This window comes from Streptomyces aureoversilis (genome assembly GCF_042657885.1).
Taxonomy (GTDB): Bacteria; Actinomycetota; Actinomycetes; order Streptomycetales; family Streptomycetaceae; genus Streptomyces; species Streptomyces aureoversilis.
In genome coordinates, this window is sequence record NZ_JBHSKJ010000004.1 from 184,933 (window position 1) to 201,660 (window position 16,728).

Here is a 16,728-nt window from a genome sequence, read left to right on the forward strand (position 1 = left end):
TCCCCCTGGAGTTCCCACGTGCGTCATTCCTCGCCACCCCCCTCTCCTGAGCAGCGGGCCTCCTACCGTGACGCCCTCGCCCGGGGCGTGGACCGGTTCCTGCACCCGCCCCGGACCACCTGTCCTTGGTGTGACTCCGGGCGCCTCCGGCAACGCCTGCGCACCACGGACCTCCTGCAGCGCAAGCCGGGCACCTTCACCCTCGACCAGTGCCTGGACTGCGGTCACGTATTCCAGAACCCGCAGCTGAACGAGGACGGCCTGGACTTCTACTACCGCGACTTCTACGACGGCTACTGGGAGGAGCGCGCCGGGGAGACCTGGGCGAGCCTTCGGAAGGCGTACGAGCAGCGCGCCGCGTTCGCAGCCCCTCACGTCCGGCCGAAGACGTGGCTGGACGTCGGCACCGGGCACGGTCACTTCTGCGCGGCCGCCGCGGACCGGTTCCCCGGCACGGTCTTCGACGGCCTCGACCGGGGCGAGTGCGTCGAACTGGCCGCCCGGCGGGGATGGATCGAGCGCGCCCACCGCGGCCTGTTCCCGGATCTGGCCCCCGAACTGGCCGACGCGTACGACGTGGTCAGCATGCAGCACTACCTGGAACACACGGTCCAGCCGCTGCGAGAGCTGCAGGCCGCGGCCCAGGTCGTCCGTCCCGGCGGTCACCTCTTCATCGAAGTGCCCGACCCCGAATGCCGGTTCAGCCGCATTCTGGGCCGCTGGTGGATGCCCTGGTTCCAGCCGCAGCACCTGCATCTGATGCCCATGGCGAACCTCCGGCGCCGTCTGAAGGACCTCGGATTCACCGTGGTGGCCCAGGAGCGCTGCTATTTCAACGGCCCCGTCAACCTCCTGTACTCCGCCTTCCTCCGCATGCACAACGCGGCCCCCGCCCCCGATGCGCCCTGGTTCCCCGCCGCACCGACACAGCTGCAGAAGACGGCCCGCCAGGCGATGTTCCTCGGCGCTCTCCCCCTGATCCTCACGGCGAAGGCCGCCGACCGGCTCACCGGGCTCCTGCCGTCCGGCGCACGCGTGACCGACGCATACCGGCTCCTGGCACGCCGGGAAGCCCTGGACCCGGCGTGAGAAACAGATGACCGCTGCCGAGGTCTGAGCAGGCCGTTGCGTGTCATGCGGGCCCGCCGGCTGTGGGGGGCGATGTGTGTGAGGGGTTCAGGAGAGCCAGTCGGCGTAGCGGGTGGGGGCGAGGTGGGCGTTCTTGTCGGTGAGGACGTCGCCCTTGACGGCGGCGAACATGCCGGCGGTGGGATCGGTGACAACGGTGCGGCCGTCGGACTTGTGGGACAGGGTGAGCCGGCCCAGCTCGTCCAGGGCGAAGACCTCGGGTCCGGCGACGTTGCGGATGCCTCCCAGCGGGGCACCTGCGGCGACTTCCGCCACGGCATCGGCCACGTCCTTGGCGGCGATCGGCTGGATCGGCGTCGCCGGCAGCCGCACGGTGTCACCGTCGGCGGTCCAGGACAGGATCGCGTCGATGAATTCCATGAACTGCGTCGCGCGGACGATCGAGTAGGGGATCGGCCCGGCGGCGAGGATGTCCTCCTGGAGCGCCTTGGCCCGGTAGTAGTCCAGCTCGGGTACCTGGTCCACGCCGACGATCGAGAGAATGACGAAGTGCCGGACATCACCCTTCCGGCCCGCGGCCAGAAGATTGTCCATGGAGGTCTGGAAGAAGGCCGGGGAGGCTTCGTCGAAGGTCGGGGAGTTCGTCAGATTGACAAGGACATCGGCCCCCTCCACCGCCTCGTCCAGTCCTCGGCCACTGATGACGTCGGTTCCGGTGGACTGCGAGTGCGGGACCGCCTCGTGCCCGGCGGCGTTCAGTTTTCCGACGACCTGCGCCCCGATCAGCCCGGTACCGCCGATGACCGCAAACTTCATGACATACCTTTCGCCAGGACAGGTAGAGGTCGTACATTCGGCCGACGTGTTGCTCGGTTGGCCGACTCCTGCACTCAGCGGCCGACCGAAGGGTTCTGACCGCGTTTCCGTGACGACTATGCCAGAAAGACAGCCCGCGCCCAGTGGATGCGCAGTGCGTTCCAGTCTCGGGTGAGGGTGGCAAGGCGGCTCTGCTGCCAGGGCGCGGGGGGGCAGTTCCCGGTGGGTGCGTAGCTCGCGGGTCAGGAGCATGGCCCGGTTTACGGTGAACGCAGCCTGGTGGGCAGGGCCGCCGGCGGCGACGCGTTCCTCGTTCAGGGTCCGGGCGCGGGGTGTGGCGTGAAGGAGGATCCACAGCAGGGCCCAGTCCAGGTGCGGGAGGTAGTAGCCGGCGAATTCCCAGTCCAGCAGCCCGACGTCTGGACCGTCGAGGAGGCCGTTGGCGGGAAGCGGGTCGCCGTGGGCGAAGTTACGGGCGGGTCCGGCTGCCTGCAGCAGCCGGGTCAGGGCCTGGTGGTCAACGTTTGGAGGAGGCCGTAACCGAGGTAGCGGTCCAGCCGGTGCCGGTAGTCCCAGGCTTGGGCGAACGCCCCAGATGCGGGGGTCCAGCAGGCGAGGGATCCCAGGGCGTCGACGACTGCGCACACGTCCTGGTGCTCGAGTGCGGTCGGCGGGTACCGATCGGGGCTGAGGCGATGGCCCGGCAACCGCTCCAGCAGGAGCACTCCTGCCTCGGTGTCGGCGGCGATCAGGCGCGGTACGCGCACCCGCGGTGTGCAGCGGGCGAAGGCCAGGTAGGCGGCGGCCTCGCGGCCGAACTTCTCCCGCCAGAACGCTTCCCCGGTGGTGAGGACTTTCGCAACGACCGGCTCGCCGGCGCAGGTGCCGGCGATCAGGATGCTCTTGTCGGTGGCCTGCAGCAGCTGATCGGGGACGAAGTCCGTGCGCAGGCGCCGGGTCAGTGCCGCAGCCTCCGTCCACGAGGCGGAGGAGCTCATCATGTAGCCGTCGTACAGCAGGATGCCGATGTCCAGGGCCGGGCTGTCGGCGTGGGCGGCGCGGACTGCGCGGTTCCAAAGTCGGCCGCGCCGACCGTGGCGAGCGCGGCTGTGCCCACGGCCCCGCGCAGCAGGTGCCTGCGTGTCGTCATATGGCTCATGGCAGGGAAGTCTTGTGCCCTGAGGCGTCGCGTGCTCGCGGCATGTCCGGCATCTTGCGAATCATGTCCCCGCCCAACCCATAGTGGTCCAGGAACGCCTGCCTCAGCGTCTGCGGTGACTTGAACCCGCAGCGCCGGGCTATGGCGGCCAGTGACAGGCGGCTCGACCGCACCAGATGCGCGGCGCGCCTCCGTGCGGGCCTCGCGCACCGCCCGGGCCGGCGTCGTGCCGAGGTGCTCGGTGAACAGCCGCGTCAGATGCCGGGTGCCCACACCCGCCCGGGCTGCCAGCGTGCCGGGGGGCAGGTCCTCGGCCAGATGCGCGGCGAGGTAGCCGGCGAGGTCCCGCACCAGCCGGTCGCCGGGCGGCGAGCTGCTCACCGTACCCCCAGTGCGTCGTGACCCGCCGATGGTCCACCTGCCACGCCGCGGCCAGCACATACGTACCGGTGCACACGGAGGCGACGCGCCGGCTGCGCTCCGCCAGCCGCCGGACCTGCGCCGGCAACGGCTCGTCCGCCGACGCCTCCTCGAAACCCACGCCACCGACGACGATCAGCGTGTCCAGCCGCCCCGTCACCGTCTCCAGGCCACGCCCGGCTCCCAGCACGATGCCCGCCGAGCTGCGGGCCGCGCGACGGCCCAGCGTGCCGAGCTCTATGACGTACGGCGGGGTCGCTCCGTACCGGTTGGCGATGTCCAACGCACCGCTGGGGCAGGCAATGAGGACTCAGCTGACGATCTTCGATGCCGCCACGCCCTTGAGCGCTACGTCCCTGACGCCGCAGTAGGCCTCGGCCGGGCTGGCGTAATAGCGCCAGGGAAGGGCCGCCACGTAGCCGTCCACCAGCCGGAACTGTTCCAAGGCGGCCTCGTGGCGGCCCTGCTTGGTCAGGCAGTAGGCCAGCAGATGCCGGACCTCCGCGACCCTGGGGTGGTCCGGCCGGGCCGCGGCGACGTCCGCCAGGGCCGCCTCGGTCAGCTCCATCATCTCCGGCCAGCCGTAGGCCTCGTCCGGGGCGTCGTCGTCGTTGTGTTCGTACCAGCTGACCAGCGGGAACATCGTCAGCAGGCTGCCGTGCGGAGCCGTCGCCGCTGCCTGCGCGGCGAAGTTGCGGGCGAGGTCCGCGGAGCCGCACCACTTCGCGCTCCAGTACTGGAGCGCGTACCAGTGGGCCTGGTAGTGGTACGGAGCGCGGGCCGTGACCTGGCCCCACAGCTCGTGCAGCGCCTCGTGCGGGGCGCTCAGGCCCATGTACAGCGGGATCTGAAGGAGGTACGGGGTCGGGTCGCCGGGGTGGGCCAGGGCCGCGGCCCGGTCGAAGTCTTCCTTGGCCTCGTTCAGCACCCGGTGGAAGCCGGCGAACTGCTCGGCGGAGGTGTCCTCGGCCCAGGCCCCGCCACGGATCTGCCAGGCCAGCGACACCTTGGCGTTCGCGTGGACCACGGCCGCGTCCGGGTCGCCGGGGCGCGCGGCCTGCCAGGCCCGCAGCCAGGTGTCGTCGTCGGCCGCCCGCCTCCCGATGACAGCGACAAGGTAGGAGCGGCGTTCCCAGTCGGTGCCCGCGGCGGTGAGCGCCTGGGCGGCGGGCTGCCAATCGCCCCGGGAGAGGGCCGCCAGCACGGCTTCCGCCTCGGGGTCCGGGTACGTGCGGTCCGTTCTCTGGCGCTCCGGCGGCAACAGGTCCGTGCCGATTTCGGAGGCGAGTCTCTCCGCGCGCCTGGCGAGCCTCTTGGACCGCAGCCAGAAGCAGAGCATGACGATGATGAAGACGAGCGGGAGGATCTTCCCGGACATGGTTTTCTACGGTCCGATCAGTCGTGAGTTCAAGAGGTACGCAAGAGATGTGCAGAGGTGTGGACGGGAATCCCGGCAAGGCGGAGATGCGCGCGCGGAGATGCCGTCACAGAGCAGAGTCCCCCACATGAAGAAGAATCAGAGTGGAGAGATCATATGTGCGAATCGCGCATGGGCTGGATCGGTTTCACCGGAGCCGACCGGGGACGCGACGCGAGCGGCCCGGCCTCTCGACCGAGCGAGCGACAGGAAGTTCCGAACAATCTCGCGCATCGGCCGAAGCAACACGGTCGCAGTCGCCCCAGAAGTGCCTTCCCGGGCATGCGAGAGTTACCTCCTGATCAACAACACGCCGTCAACCACCGGGACCCGCTGCTCCGCCCTCGGCCCCGACGACCGCATGGACACCTTCGGATGGCCCCGGTGCGATCTGCCCGCCGACCACGCCGGCCCTCACCAGGACTCGCACCTCGACATGATCTGGGTCGGAGAAGACTGACCGCCACGAGGACCACGCGCCGCCGCGCTTCCGGCCGCGGTCGCCGAGCGCTGCGTCCGGGCGATATCCGGGTCGGCCGCGCCCGCCGCGCACCTGGGGTGGCCGGCGTCGATGTGGGCAAGGGCCTGAAGCAGGTGACGCAGCGCCGGGCCGGGCGGTCCCGGTGGCACGGCCAGCGACGTGGTGAGGGCGGGCCCGGTCAGTGGGCGCACGGCTACGCCTGGGAATGGCGGTAGCCCGGTCACCTCGTAGAAGACCGTCCAGGAGGGCGGCCGGCCCGTCCCGATCGCGGTGAGTGTCGCCTGGAAGTCGGTGAACGGTGGCCCCAGGAGCGGTTCAGCGCCGGCGGCACGGAAGGCGTCGGTGATCAGATCGTGGAACGGCGGATTGTTCTCCCGCGGTGCGAGCCTCAACGGCAGGTCAGCCAGCTGCTCCAGGCGCAGGGCGGGCTCGGCCGTCAGCGGATGCCCGGCGGGCAGAGCCACGTGGAGCGGGTCGCTCCACACCGGCAGGAGCTCAAGTCCCGCCGCCCCAGGCAGGGCCCGTACGAGCGCGGCGTCAAGTTCGCCGGAGCGCACCGCGGCCAGTCGGTCGGCGAAGGCCAGGCGCCGTAGCCGGACTTGGAGCTGCGGGGCGGTGGATGCCAGGTGGTTCAGCAGGCGGTAGATCCGGTCGCCGGGGCCCTGGACGCTGCCCAGCCGCAGGATCCCGTCGTCACCGGAGGCGATGTCGGCCGCCACCTGGCGGGTGCGGTGCACGGCCGCGAGCACGGCGTGGGCTTCGGGCAGCAACCGCTCACCGGCCCCGGACAGACGCACATGGCGGGTGGAGCGTTCGAACAGGGTGATCCCCAGCTCGCGCTCGAGGCGGCGGAGCTGCTGGCTCACCGCCGACTGGACGATGCCGAGGCGCTCGGCGGCACGGCCGAAGCCGCCCTCCTCGGCGACGGCCACGAAGTACTGCAGCTGCCGCAGCTCCATGCGTTCCCCTCCCCCGATTCTTCACGATCGGTGATTTCTGCAGGCGACAACCGCTTCTGGTTCGCAGATTCATCCCCGGTTCAAATGGAACCCGACCTCAGGGGATTCGAGGAAGGATACAGAGAAGATGATTCGGCACACGGACGGCACCGGGGACGCACTGATCGTGCAGCCCGAGGAGGCCGAGCACGTACCGCTGCCGCATGGCGGAGGCTTCCGGTTGCTGGCCGACGCCAGCGGGACCGCCGGCGCGCTGGGAGCGAACCGGCTCACCCTCGGTGAGGGCGCCGACGGCGCCAGACCGCACTACCACGCGCTGTCGTCGGAGCTGTTCTACGTACTCGACGGCACGATGGAATTCTTCCTGGACGGTGAGGTGACGACCGTGGGGCAGGGTGGTCTGGTCGTCGTCCCGCCCGGGATGCCGCACGCCTTCGGTGCCGCTCCCGGCTCGACGGCCGACCTGATGGCGGTCCTGACACCGGGCGTCGACCGTTTCGGTTACTTCCGGGCTCTGGGCCGAATCCAGCACGGCCTGGACTCCTTTGACAGTCTCCTGTCCGAGCAGGACCGCTACGACGTGCATTTCCTCGACGCCTCGGCCTGGCGGTCCGTACGGTCCGGCTGACGGGCGGCCCTGGTACGGCGGTCACAGCAGGCGCTCCGCGAGGTAGCGCTGGAACTGCCACAACGGGCGTTCCAGATGGGAGAACCGTCCGTTGGACGGAGCCGGGTGGGAGGCCAGGCCGCGCTGAACACCCCGGGCGGCCACCAGGTCCTCTTCCTGGATCCGGGCGATCTGAGCGCGTATGCCGACCATCTGCTCTTCGAAGCCGGGTGTGTCCGGTACTCCGGGCGGGACCATGGCCGTGATCCGTGTGTCGTGGGTGGCGGGACCGGTGGGCAACCAGCGGATGCTGACCGCGCTGTCGGGCAGGAGCGCCAGGACGAACTGCGGGAAGATCCCGGCGATGAGCATCCCCGGCCGCGGCCCCTGATCGGATCGCGGATGCCTCCCCGGGCCGGTGTCGTCCCGCTCGGGGTCCGACAGCGGCGTGAACATGGTGAACCAGCGACCGTCGCACTCGTGGACCTCTGTGTCCCGGCCCGGCAGCACCGGCTCCAGGGTTGCCGCGTGCGTACCCATGTGGTGGTAGTTCTCCGAACCGTTCTCCACCGCCACCTTCCAGTTCGCGGGTACGCCCTCCCAAGTCTGTGTGTGAACACTCACCCAGTCCGCGATGTTGTGGCCGCTGAGCCGCAGGTCCAGCTCGTGCAGTTCGGGTGCCGCCGGTGCCGCGCCGGGGTCGAGGTTGAGCATGACAAAGCCGTTCCAGACCTCGACGCGGTGCGCCGGGAGCCGGCAGCCAGCTTGGTCGAAGTCGACCCGCTGCATCAGTGGAGCACCGGCGAGCTGCCCCGCGTACTGGCCGTTCAGCCGGTAGGTCCAGGTGTGATACGGGCAGGTCAGCCGTTTCAGGCAGCCTTGCTCGGGGACGGTCTCCGGGGGCAGGAGGTCCATGAACCGGTGGCGGCACACCCGGGACAGGGCATGCAGCTCGCCCTCCTCGTCCCGGGTGATCACCAGTGGCGTGCCGAGGACGTCCAGCCGCAGATAGCTGCCCGGCTGCGGAATCTCCTCGGCCCGCGCCACGCACAGCCACTCCCGCCGGAAGATCCGTTCGACCTCCCATTCGTACAGCTCGGGAGAGGTATAGGCATGGGGTGGCAGCGTCTGGCCGCGTTCGAGCGGGAGCGCGGCCAGACGCCGCAGCTCCGCGAGCATCTCGCGCAGCGCCTCAGCCTTGGTCTGGTCGAGAGTCATGGTGATCAGCCTTCCCTTCTGGTGATCAGGGGTGCCGAACCGAAGAGGGACAGCGCATGCCGCCGCCCGTAGCGGCGGCTGTAGGAGACGGTGATGAGGACGACAGCGCACAACAGCGCCAGTCCCTTCGCGCGGTTGAGCGCCGGGACCGCCTCCACCGGAAGCAGCAGGGCGACGAACACTCCGGCACCGCAGTCCAGCAGCTGGGCACAGCCCCACAGGACCGTCAGCCGGGTCAGTCCGCGGCGCAGCGCCGGCGAGACGCCCCAGGCAGCTTCCCGGGTCCGTGCCGCGGTGGGCACCTGCCAGTACTGGCCCACCTGGAACGCGAAGGGCTTCGCCACGAGAAGCGAGCCCAGGATCCAGAGCCCGGCGGCCGCTGCGAGTCCGGCGTCCTTGACGAGGATGACCCGCGGACTGCCGGTGAGCAGCGACGTCACGATGCGCACCGCCAACATGCCGATCATGAACGCCTCGAAGCTGTGCACACGACGCCGCGTCGCGACCTCGACGGCCATGCGCACCGCCGGGACCGCCCCGCTGAGCGTCAGCGCCAGCCACTGGCTGATCCCCTGCGACCGCAGAACGTAGAACACGGCCAGCGGAAGAGCCACGGCGAACAGGATCGGAGTGGCGGCTGTCCGCCACGCCGGCATGTCCTGTGTTCCGGTCCGACCGTTCGGTGATGCCATACGAAAAACCGTAGGGACCGGTGAAGATCACTTGATCGACGTGAGGGACGATACAGTCGGTACATCCTTTGATGTACCGGTTCATCCCGATTATTGACGGTGGTGGGCGGCGGACCGGGGTCCAGGCACCCAAGCGACCGACTCCGCCACGGCGGCTTGCGAGTCCGCGGCTACGGCGAGTGCCGCGACGGTGACGGCCCTGGCGCTCGCGTGCCCACCTCGTTCACCTCCCGTTGGACCCGACCCGACCCGTCGCACGTTCACTCGTGTGGGTGACTCAATGGCGTAAATATCTCGATATCATGAGAACTCCTTTTTGCGTATGTTGCCGAGAGGTGGGGGCAATGGGGGAAAACGTCTCGGACGGTACGGCAGTGGTGGACGACCCCTTCGACATCGATCTGCGGGTGCTGCATCCCGATGGCGGCCTTGATGTGTGGATGTCCCGCTGGCCGTCGCAGGGGTGTCCCACCAGGCCGTTGTGCGGGCCGACCGAGTCGCCCACGTGGGCGTCGACGTGCGGCGGTGGTCCGCAGTCCGGGAATCCCTGCAAGTGCTTCTGAGCTCCGGCTCGCCTGGTGTGGTGATGGAGGGGAAAGGCTCATGAGGAAGCCGATAGGAAAGGCGCTCGGAGTGCTCGGAGCGCTCGCCGTGCTGGGGGCAGGCGGTTGGGCATGGCTGTGCGGGCCCGGTGACGTTGCGCCGGCCACGGTGTGCGTCGGCAATGTGAACTGTCAGGAGATCAACTGACCGGGGCGGGGCCGCCTTTGTACGTGCCCGGCGAAGTGGCCATGGTGCGGCTGCCCCTCATGCCCGCCGTTCACCTGTCGAAGACCTGGTCGGGGGCCTCGCCGGCGGCGCCCGGCATGGAGGACGGACAGGAGGCGCCGGACGACTGGCCGGAGGACTGGCCCCGCACCCTGACCGAGCGGCTGTGGAGTGACGCGCGACTGCGTGAGGCCGTGCGGATCTCCAGCCCCGCTCTGGCCGCCTCCGCCGACCGCCTGGTGGCCGGCCGGATCACCGAGGCCGCTCGCCGCCGGCGCGTGGCCCTGGCGCTGACCCGCTACGCGGTACGTGCCGCCGGACGGCCCACGCCGTTCGGGCTCCTGGGCGGCGTTTGTGCCGCACGTTTCGGTGACGCGGCGGACGTACGGATCGGGGACGTCCACCGCCGGGCCGTCCAGCCGGACGGCGCGTGGCTGGCTGCCTTCCTCAGCAGCCTCGAACAGGACGCCAGCATCCTGTGCCGCTTACGGCTGATGGCCAACGACCAGTGCCACGTACGGGGAAACCGTCTGGTCCTGCCATCCGGGCGACGAACGCCGACCGGTACGGGCCCCGAAGCCGGTCCGCCGCCCGCAGGGCCGTCGGGCTTCCGCGAGAAGTCGGTCCGCCTGACCAAGGCTGTGGAGGAGGTGCTCCGGGCCGCCGCCACGCCGGTCACCGGCGGCGGGCTGCTGGATGCGCTGGTGCGCTCCTTCGGCGAGCAGCACCGTGACGCAGCCTTGACCTTGATCCGTGCGCTGACGGCCCAGGAGTTCCTCGTGTCCGAGTTGCGCCCGGCCGCCCTCCTGGCACCTGATCCGCTGTCCCGTCTGGACGAGATGCTCTCGGCCGTGGGCGATGCCGCCGCCCGGCAGCGCGAGGATCTGGGGCGCGTACGGGAATGCGTGACCTCCTACCGGCTCGGCGGACCGGGCGGCGGGGAAGGAAGGCTGGAGGCACTGATCACGACGCTGTACGCGGTGCAGGACACTCCGACGAGCGACCGTCCCCCCGTCCAGGTGGACATGTTCCTTGATGCCGACATCACGCTGCCCGCAGAAGTCGGCCGCGAGGCCGCCCGGGCACTGGAGGTGCTGTGGCGCGTAGCTGCTCGCCACCCCCAGGGAGCCGGCGCGACGTACCACGCCGCATTCGTCGAGCGGTACGGCACGCAACGCCTCGTACCCCTGAACGAACTGCTTGACCCGGAGCGCGGGCTGGGGCCTCCGGAGCACTACGCACCCGCCCACCGGCCGTTCGCCGCCCGGACACCTGCTGAGGGGCATGACGACCATGAGGACAGAGCCGGAGCCGGGCGGGAGATGCTGCTCGGCGAGCTCGTCCAGACCGCCGGCGTGGGTCCGCACCGGGAAGTGGTGCTGACCGACGCCCTGGTCGAGCGGCTGGCAGCGATCGGAGGGGGCCGTCCGGTTCCCCCTGCGGCACCGACGGCCGAGATGTGCGCCCGCCTGCTGGCGGCCTCCGTGCCCGACCTGACAGCAGGCCGTTTCCTCCTCGCCCTGTCGGGCACGGGAGGCAGCGCGCAAGCCGGGGCCCACTTCGGGCGCTTCGCCGGTCAGGTGCCGGAGTTCGCCGCAGAACTGGGCCGCATGCTGCCGGCCGGCCGGGAAGACAGCGGCGCAGTGCCCGCGCAGCTGATGTACGCGCCGTCCGACGCGCGGCTGACCAACGTCTGCCGCGTCCCCCCGGTGCTGGCTCACACCGTGGTGGCCGGGGGCCATGCCGACCCTGCCGACCCCGGCGCGATCCGCCCCGACGACCTGCTGATCGGCGCCGACGAGCACAGGATGTACGCGGTCTCCCGTCGCCTCGAACGCGAAGTGACCGTCCTGGTACCCCACATGCTCAACCCGCACGGCGCCGCGCCGCACCAGGCGCGGTTCCTGCAAGAGCTGGCCTTCCAGGGACGCCGCGTGCACTGGGCCTGGTCGTGGGGAGGACTCGAGGTCCTGCCGTTCCTGCCGCGCGTACGACGCCACCGCACTGTCCTCGCCCCCGCCCGCTGGCGGCCGGACGCGACGCTGTGCGATGCCCCCGGCTCCCCTCGCCGCTGGGAAGCGTCCCTCGACCGTTGGCGGGCGACGTGGCACGTCCCCGACCACGTCGTACTGGCCCGAGGTGACCACCGGCTGACCGTGCACCTCGGGGATGCCTGGCACCGCAGTCTCGTCCGCGACGAGCTGCGCAGGCACCCCGACACGGTGATCGAGGAAGTCCCCGTGGTCGCCGGTGACCCCGGCAGCGGCTGGTCGGCCGGCTTCGCCGCAGAGGTCGTCATCCCCCTGCTACCGTCACCGTCACCATCGCCGTCACGGTCCTCGCGCACCGCCCGGTACCGGCCCCGCACGCTCGTCCGTCCCGTCGCGGCACCGTGCCACCTCCCCGGCGGAGAGTGGCTGTCGGCCAAGCTCTACGCCTCCGCGAACCGGCACGACGACATCCTCGTCGACCAGCTGCGGCCCTTCGTCCGCATGCTGCCCGAGGCAGTGGACCGGTGGTTCTTCCTGCGCTACGCGGACCCGGCACCGCACCTGCGTCTCCGCTTCCACACGCCACCCGCGGTGCTCGGCACCACCATGCTGCCGGCGCTGCACGACTGGGCGAGATCGCTGCGGGAGCTCGGCCTGCTCCAGGACCTGACCTTGTGCGCCTATGAGCCGGAGATCGAGCGATACGGCGGCACCGAAGCGATGACGCCGGCCGAGCAGGTGTTCCACGCCGACAGCCTGGCCGTCCTGGAGGCCTTGCACGCGCGGGCGGCCGGCCGGTGGCAGGTGTCCGGGCCGGAGCTCGCCGCGGCCTGCATCATGGATCTGGCGCGGCAGTTCGCCGGCGTCCTGGGAGACGGCTACGCCCTCTCCCTCGCCCTTACCACCGGGCAGGGCTACCACCACACGAGCGCGCACCAGCGTGCCCGAGCACGTTCCTTCCTCGACCCGGCGGACGGCGAGGAAGACCCGCACGAGGGTGGGTCGGAGAGACCCTTGGGGCGTGCAGCGAGCGACGCCCTACGCCTCCTGCTCGCCTCACGGCACCCGGCCGTCAGCGCCTACGGGCGACTCCTGCGGCGCGCAGGACCGCAGCAGGGCTCGTCCGCGACAATCCTGCGCAGCCTCGGGCACATGACGGCCAACCGGCTCGGTCTCACGCCCGCCGACGAACTGGCCGCCCACGAGCTGGTCCGTGCCACACTGCTGGCCGGCCGTGCGCGCCACCGCAACCGCCGCGGCCACCGTAGCCACCGCGACCACCGCGCGGGAGCGTCGGCGTGACCGCCCGGAACGCCATGCGCCGCCGGGCCGCTTCCGCAACGCGCGAACGCGCGGCCGAGGTGGTGGCACACGTGGCTGCCCGACTCGCCGACCCGGCGGAAGTGGCGGCCCGCTGCTCAGGGGCGGAAGAGCAACTGTGGCAGCCGCTGTCCTTGTCCGACGGCCACCCGGGCGTGGCCCTGCTCTTCGCCGAGCTGGCCGCCCACGACCCGGTGTTCCTGCGCACGGCTCACGGGCACCTGGCAGCAGCGGCCCGTGGCGCACTGCCTGACGGCGGTCTGTTCAACGGCGTGACGGCCCTGGCCTTCGCGGCCACGGCCTCAGCCGCCGCCCACGCGGACCCCCGTGCCTATCGGACGCTGCTGCAGCAGCTCGACGAGCGCATCGCCAGGTACTGCGCACTGCTGTCGGACCACGAACGCGAACGGCGCGCCGACAGCCAGGCCGCCGGGCCGACAGCCTGGAACGTCTACGACGTGATCACCGGCTTGTCGGGGGTCGGTCGGTACCTGCTGCTGCGAGGCGACACGGCCGCTGCGGGCCGGGCGGCTCGTGCCCTGGTCTCGGTGTGCGCACCGGTCGCACCGGTCGTACCGGTCCAGAGCGGCCGGGGCCCGGTACCGGGCTGGTGGGCAAGCCACGGGCCCGGGGCGGACGCCGACGCCTACCCCGACGGCCACCTCAATCTGGGAATGGCCCACGGAGCACCGGGGATTCTCGCCTTCCTCGCCCTGGCATGGCGGCAGGGCTGCCGCGTGGACGGTCAGCGGCGGGTGATGGGCACCATCGTGGACTGGCAGCTGGAGCAGGCCGCGACCGACAGCGCGGGTCCGTACTGGACGTACGCTGTGCCGCCGGGCGACGCCACACCGACCGGTGCGAACGGTACGGCCGGCCTCCCGGCCCGGACCGCCTGGTGCTACGGCAGCCCGGGCATCGCCCGCGCCCTGTGGCTCGCCGGCGATGCCCTCGGGGAACCCTCCTGGCGACAGCAGGGCCTTGCAGCCCTGCTCGCAGCACTCGAACGCCCCGGCGCCGATCGGGATGTCCACGACGCGTCCTTGTGCCACGGATGGGCGGGGCTGCTCCAGATCACCACCCGCATGGCGCACAGCTGCCCGGACGCGGGGCTCGAACCAGCGGTCGACGACCTGGCCGCACAAGCCCTGAACGCCTTCGACGCGACCGCGCCCTTCGGCTTCCGCCAGCACCTGCCCAGCGGTGGGCCCGTCAGCCGCCCCGGCTTCCTGGAAGGGGCTTCGGGCACCGCTCTCGCGCTGCACGGGTACGCGCGGGCAGCACTTCCCCGCATCGCGTGGGATGCAGCACTCCTACTGAACTGAGGGGCCTGAACCCCCGCCAGGTGGCGCCGGTCCGCCGTCCGGCGGAGTGGGGTGGTCCGCGCGAGGGATGTGCCCCGGCCCGTCCGTCACAGAGCCTTTTGTCTGAAAGCGCGGCGTACATACGGAGGTTGTGGTGGCTCTTTCCACCAACTCGCAGACACGCGTCGGTGCCGGGCCACCGCCCGCCGGTTCAACATCACCGACATCATCGACTCGGTCGTCGGGGTCTGCACCAAGGCCCGCACGGGCCTCGTCCTGGTCGACGAGCTGCACAACATCTCGCTGACCACCCGCCACGGCGCCGAAGTCGCCGACACCCTCAAGTACTTCTCCGAACGCATCGCCGCCACGTTCGTCTACGCCGGCATCGACATCGAGCACAGCAGCCTGCTCTCCGGCACCCACGGAGCCCAGATCGCCGGACGCTTCACCCTGATCCCCACCCACCCCTTCCCCTACGGCCAGGAGTGGAAGGGGCTGGTCAGCACCATGGAAAAAACGCTGCTACTGCACCGCCACACGCCCGGAACACTGGTCAAGCTCGATCGCTTCCTGCACCAACGGACCGGCGGCATGATCGGCGCGCTCTCCCACCAGATCCGCGGAGCCGCGATCGACGCGGTCCTCACCGGCACCGAGAAGATCACCAAGCAGGGGCCTGACGGCCATCCCTCTCGACGCCGCCGCGGAGTCCCCCGGCTGCTGACCGACGCGAGGCACACATGGTGACCGTGACGCCCCGCAGCACCACCCCGATCAGAAAGCTCCCAATCAGCCGGAGGTCCTCGAACAGAAGCAGTGCGTCGAGTGCGGCAGGCCCCTGCCGATCGGGGACTACCTCACGATGCGGCGGCGGTGCTCCCAGGCTTGCCGCCAGAAGAGCTACCGCAAGCGGCACCCCAAGCCGCTCACCCGACAAGCCGCCTACCGCAGGCGGATGAACGCGGCTCGCCCGCCGCAGATCCAGGCCAGGAGCTGCCGGGCCTGCGAGGCCCCCCTCCTCTCCGGACCCACCACCAAGATCTACTGCTCGAAGCGCTGCGCCCGCTGGGCCTATACCACCCGACGCATCGATCGCGGCCTGCCACGCCTTCCCCAGCCGGCCGCCGACATCCCTCGCGGCATCCAACCGGACTGCTGCGTCGTCTGCGGAACGCTACTCACCTTGGGCGCCACCGGACAGATCCGGCTGACCTGCTCAGGCTCCTGCCGGGCAAAGCGCGCCTACTGGCGCAAGAAGGAGAAGCTCGCTATTACCTCCCAACCAGTCCCACTTCGGCGTCAAAGGGCAGCGGTGGATGTCTGGGCCGCCCGTTCGAAGGTCGCAAGGTCACCCTCCCCAGCCCGTTCGTTAGTGGTCCATCTTGACATGCTGGTACCTTGTGTTGTCGATTGATCACAATGAGTCACCTCACTGTCGGGGGCCGGTTTGCGCTCGTGGCGACGCTGTCTGGACATGACTCCCGTCCGGGAGCCGCAACTACGAGCTGACTACACGGCAGCTGGTCGCTATCTTCGGCGGCGGGAGCTTGCCGTGTGGGGGGTGGTGCGACTGCTGGCGCCGCCCGAGTGGCAGCCGCACGCTGCTGCCGGGACAGCACTGCTCGTTTTCACCGACGACGTCTGCGACCGGGGCGCTGCCTCGGGCCGTTTGAAGCGGTTCGAGGCATGGTCGGGTCGTGTGCAGGCGGCACTGGACTCCGGCACGTCCAGCCATCCCCTGCTGCGGGCCTATCTGCATTCCGCGCAGGCGTGCGGGCTGCCCCGCCGCTGGATGGATACGTACCTGGCAGGCACCCGCATCGATCTGGACTTCCCCGGGTTCGATGATGAGGCCGACTACCAGCGATACATCGAGACGTTGACGTGGCCCGGGGTGATGGTGAGCACGGGACTGATGCCGCGCCTGGTGGCCGATGAGAGCTTCGCGGACTCCTGTCGTCTGATCGCTGACGGATTTCAGCGGATCGACTTCCTGACCGACTTCCCCGAGGACCTGCGCAGCGGGCGCCTGACGCTACCCATGGCCGACCTTGACCGTCACGGTGTCAATCGTGCCGATCTCGAAGCGGGCCGGGACACTCCTGGTGTGCGAGCCTTGATCGGGGCTACAGCCGGCCTGGCACGGGCCTCACTCACCGCGGCGCAGCGCATGGTCGATCAGGTGCCCGATCCCTACCGGCCGCTCGCGCGCTGCCTTCTCGGCCTTTACCATCACCGTCTGGACAGGGTCGTGGCCATGGGCGCCGCCGTCACGCGCCAGCCGGTCCGTGAGGACCCGTTGGTGTGTCTGCGGCTGCTGGCCCGATCTCGCCGGCCGGAGCTGCCCAGTCAGCCGTCCCCCATGGACGACGGGGCGGGCACACCCGCCCGCGCGTCTTCCCCGCTCCATCGCTGACCCCCGTGGAACAGCTGCCCGCCCGTGTGCGGCGGGCAAGGAGTGCGCAGTCATGGGAACCACCAGCA

12 protein-coding genes and 2 pseudogenes are annotated in these 16,728 nt (G+C 70.5%); 6 read left to right on the plus strand and 8 right to left on the minus strand.

Translation table 11 applies throughout. From position 1 onward, the window contains the following. Positions 1 to 18 precede the first annotated feature (18 nt). Positions 19 to 1,089 (plus strand): class I SAM-dependent methyltransferase, encoded by a 1,071-nt coding sequence (locus ACFPP6_RS08595; RefSeq protein ID WP_382038762.1) that lies wholly within the window; start codon positions 19 to 21, stop codon positions 1,087 to 1,089. A gap of 87 nt (positions 1,090 to 1,176) precedes the next feature. Here ACFPP6_RS08595 and ACFPP6_RS08600 read toward each other — a convergent pair whose 3' ends face one another. The 6 genes and pseudogenes from ACFPP6_RS08600 to ACFPP6_RS08625 all read right to left on the minus strand — a co-directional run bounded on the left by ACFPP6_RS08600 (position 1,177) and on the right by ACFPP6_RS08625 (position 6,341). Next, on the minus strand, positions 1,177 to 1,905 hold the full coding sequence (locus ACFPP6_RS08600) for an SDR family oxidoreductase (protein ID WP_382039230.1): 729 nt from the start codon (positions 1,903 to 1,905) through the stop codon (positions 1,177 to 1,179). Between the two features lie 342 nt (positions 1,906 to 2,247). Further along, positions 2,248 to 2,526: pseudogene (locus tag ACFPP6_RS08605) on the minus strand (phosphotransferase); the annotation flags it as partial. After that, the gene (locus ACFPP6_RS08610) at positions 2,409 to 2,906 is read right to left on the minus strand and encodes a protein kinase family protein (RefSeq protein ID WP_382038764.1); all 498 of its coding nucleotides are present in this window, start codon (positions 2,904 to 2,906) and stop codon (positions 2,409 to 2,411) included. The gene ACFPP6_RS08610 and the pseudogene ACFPP6_RS08605, both read right to left, overlap by 118 nt. 297 nt (positions 2,907 to 3,203) lie before the next feature. Beyond that, positions 3,204 to 3,674: a DJ-1/PfpI family protein gene (locus tag ACFPP6_RS08615; protein ID WP_382039232.1), complete on the minus strand. Its 471-nt coding sequence runs from the start codon at positions 3,672 to 3,674 to the stop codon at positions 3,204 to 3,206. A gap of 120 nt (positions 3,675 to 3,794) precedes the next feature. After that, positions 3,795 to 4,862, minus strand: coding sequence for a hypothetical protein (locus tag ACFPP6_RS08620; protein WP_382038766.1), 1,068 nt, complete (start codon positions 4,860 to 4,862; stop codon positions 3,795 to 3,797). 453 nt (positions 4,863 to 5,315) lie between these two features. Beyond that, positions 5,316 to 6,341: a LysR family transcriptional regulator gene (locus ACFPP6_RS08625; protein WP_382038767.1), complete on the minus strand. Its 1,026-nt coding sequence runs from the start codon at positions 6,339 to 6,341 to the stop codon at positions 5,316 to 5,318. 127 nt (positions 6,342 to 6,468) lie between these two features. On the opposite strand from ACFPP6_RS08625, the gene ACFPP6_RS08630 reads away from it, so the two are divergent. Further along, positions 6,469 to 6,969 carry a cupin domain-containing protein gene (locus ACFPP6_RS08630; protein ID WP_382038769.1) on the plus strand — a complete coding sequence of 167 codons (501 nt, stop codon included), beginning with the start codon at positions 6,469 to 6,471 and terminating at the stop codon, positions 6,967 to 6,969. A 21-nt stretch (positions 6,970 to 6,990) separates the two neighbouring features. On the opposite strand, the gene ACFPP6_RS08635 is transcribed toward ACFPP6_RS08630, so the two are convergent. Together ACFPP6_RS08635 and ACFPP6_RS08640 are read right to left on the minus strand one after the other, a co-directional pair. Continuing rightward, entirely contained in the window at positions 6,991 to 8,166 is a 1,176-nt protein-coding gene (locus ACFPP6_RS08635; RefSeq protein WP_382038771.1) for an aromatic ring-hydroxylating oxygenase subunit alpha, read from the minus strand. 5 nt (positions 8,167 to 8,171) lie between these two features. Continuing rightward, positions 8,172 to 8,858, minus strand: coding sequence for a VC0807 family protein (locus tag ACFPP6_RS08640; protein ID WP_382038772.1), 687 nt, complete (start codon positions 8,856 to 8,858; stop codon positions 8,172 to 8,174). 773 nt (positions 8,859 to 9,631) lie between these two features. On the opposite strand from ACFPP6_RS08640, the gene ACFPP6_RS08645 reads away from it, so the two are divergent. From ACFPP6_RS08645 to ACFPP6_RS08660, 4 genes and pseudogenes are all read left to right on the plus strand, one after another. Further along, positions 9,632 to 12,919, plus strand: a complete 3,288-nt coding sequence (locus ACFPP6_RS08645; protein WP_382038774.1) for a lantibiotic dehydratase — start codon at positions 9,632 to 9,634, stop codon at positions 12,917 to 12,919. A 71-nt stretch (positions 12,920 to 12,990) separates the two neighbouring features. Further along, entirely contained in the window at positions 12,991 to 14,262 is a 1,272-nt protein-coding gene (locus ACFPP6_RS08650) for a lanthionine synthetase C family protein (protein ID WP_382038775.1), read from the plus strand. A 183-nt stretch (positions 14,263 to 14,445) separates the two neighbouring features. Continuing rightward, a pseudogene (locus ACFPP6_RS08655) lies at positions 14,446 to 14,968 on the plus strand (ATP/GTP-binding protein); the annotation flags it as partial. An 837-nt stretch (positions 14,969 to 15,805) separates the two neighbouring features. Next, positions 15,806 to 16,660 (plus strand): squalene/phytoene synthase family protein, encoded by an 855-nt coding sequence (locus ACFPP6_RS08660; RefSeq protein ID WP_382038776.1) that lies wholly within the window; start codon positions 15,806 to 15,808, stop codon positions 16,658 to 16,660. Positions 16,661 to 16,728 lie beyond the last annotated feature (68 nt).